This window comes from Bacteroides sp. 2201st1_D9_2201SCRN_220225 (assembly GCF_040928965.1).
Classification (GTDB): Bacteria; Bacteroidota; Bacteroidia; order Bacteroidales; family Bacteroidaceae; genus Bacteroides; species Bacteroides stercoris.
Window position 1 is genome coordinate 1 of record NZ_JBCODG010000164.1, and the last position, 1,836, is coordinate 1,836.

Here is a 1,836-nt window from a genome sequence, read left to right on the forward strand (position 1 = left end):
AATGCTGTCGGATTCTTGGAAGCATAACGCGGATTATATCCGGTAATTTCAAAAAAAGTAATCATCCTGTCAATACATAGGTTGGGGGTATCACCGGCCTGAAAGATTTCCAAGCGTTTTTTTACGCTTGGAGAAATTCGGATCAATTTGGTAGAGTTTTCTTTGTTTGTATACATTTTGTCACTGATTAAGTTTCTGAGACAAAGGTAAATATAAGGTTGTTGGATGTCAAGCGCTACACCTACTCAATCAGGATAATATATTATAATATACTGAAAATTAGCAAAATGCCACGTCGTTTACAAGAAGTTTACTGAAAGTTGACAGTACAATTATTTTTAAATCAGCACTATAAATTCCTTTTGTTTACGTTTGTATATATTCAAGTAAATAGTAGCTACATGTAATTGTTTATTCATCAACGCTTTGCGTCGATTAAGGTTCTCGCGTGCGGGAACTCCTCTTGCTCTTCCTTATCAGGAATTCACTAAGGGACTTTCAGCCCCTTAGCCCCGGGAAGCCACAAAGCCCCGGAAGCACTTCGGAACAGTCGTACAATCCGAAGACCCCACCCATGAAAGAAAGTGACAAATGGGAAATGGCAGTAAATGCATGGAAACGGATGAAAACAGCGTGTAAACTCCCTCCTTGAAAGGAAGACGGATACAATTATTAGCAGAAGCAAAAGTAAGCTAATTCACTGATAAAGAGCTGTGTGTAATTTGGACAAACAGAGAAAAATCATTACCTTTGATATGTGATAATAAAGGGAATAACACGTTATGAATGAAGAAATTAGAAACATTTTAGCAGAAGCTGGAACAAAGACGTCGAAGATACGTAAACTTCTTCTGCTCGGCCTTACTCACCGGGAAATAGCAGAGCTCGTTACTCGTGGAAATCGTGGATTCGTGTGGAATGTATATAAGAAAATGAGGGATGAAGGATTGCTACCTGCAGCTCGGACTTCCGTAGTTACTGTACCGGATTTGGATTATTCTTTCAGAAGAAAATTCGGTGTCGAGATAGAGGCATATAACTGCACACGTGAACGGCTCGTTCACGAATTGAGAGAGGCGGGCATCGAAGTGAACAGTGAAGCATACAACCACCATTTGCGTTCACGTTGGAAACTGGTTACGGATAGCAGTCTGAACGGGAATGACACATTTGAGCTCGTAAGCCCTATATTGGTAGGAGAAGACGGATTGGAAGAACTGGAAAAAGTCTGTTGGGTTTTGGATGCATGTAATGTAAAGATTAATGGAAGCTGTGGACTGCATGTGCACATGAGTGCTGAAGACTTCAGTATCACTACTTGGCAGAACCTGCTCCTTTCATATAAGCATGCCGAAATTGAGATTGATAAATTTATGCCAGTTTCACGCAGAGGAAACAACAATAATTTCTGTACTTCACTCTGTCGCTTCTCTGATGAACGGATACGCTCGGCACGAAATATTGAAGAACTTCAGAATCTGTTCCCAACCAGATATATGAAAGTAAACCTTAAAGCCTATTCGCGCCACAAAACGGTAGAGTTCAGACAGCATTCGGGAACTATCAGTTTCACAAAGATGGAAAATTGGGTGAGATTTTTGGATAGAATGATTACCTTTGCATCTGTAAGTGCACTCCCGACAGGAGTCAGGTTGGAAAATTTTCCTTTCTTGGGGGAAAAACAAAAACTGTATTATAAATTAAGAACAAAAAAATTAGCCGTATGAATAAGAAAACATATATGTTGCCTGGTGACGAGCGTATCGTTGCCGGCAACGCCAAAGAGTTTGTGCATGAACTTCGTGTGGGCAGTTGGATGGATTCCGATTGTACCGA

The 1,836-nt window shown here is 40.5% G+C and carries 2 protein-coding genes; one reads left to right on the plus strand and one right to left on the minus strand.

What is annotated here, in order from left to right; translation table 11 throughout:
• On the minus strand, nt 1-176 hold a 176-nt coding region (locus AB5903_RS22395), incomplete at its 3' end, for a BfmA/BtgA family mobilization protein (protein ID WP_368118317.1).
• A 606-nt stretch (nt 177-782) separates the two neighbouring features.
• On the opposite strand from AB5903_RS22395, the gene AB5903_RS22400 reads away from it, so the two are divergent.
• Nucleotides 783-1,727 carry an amidoligase family protein gene (locus AB5903_RS22400; protein ID WP_016662406.1) on the plus strand — a complete coding sequence of 315 codons (945 nt, stop codon included), beginning with the start codon at nt 783-785 and terminating at the stop codon, nt 1,725-1,727.
• Nucleotides 1,728-1,836: the final 109 nt, after the last annotated feature.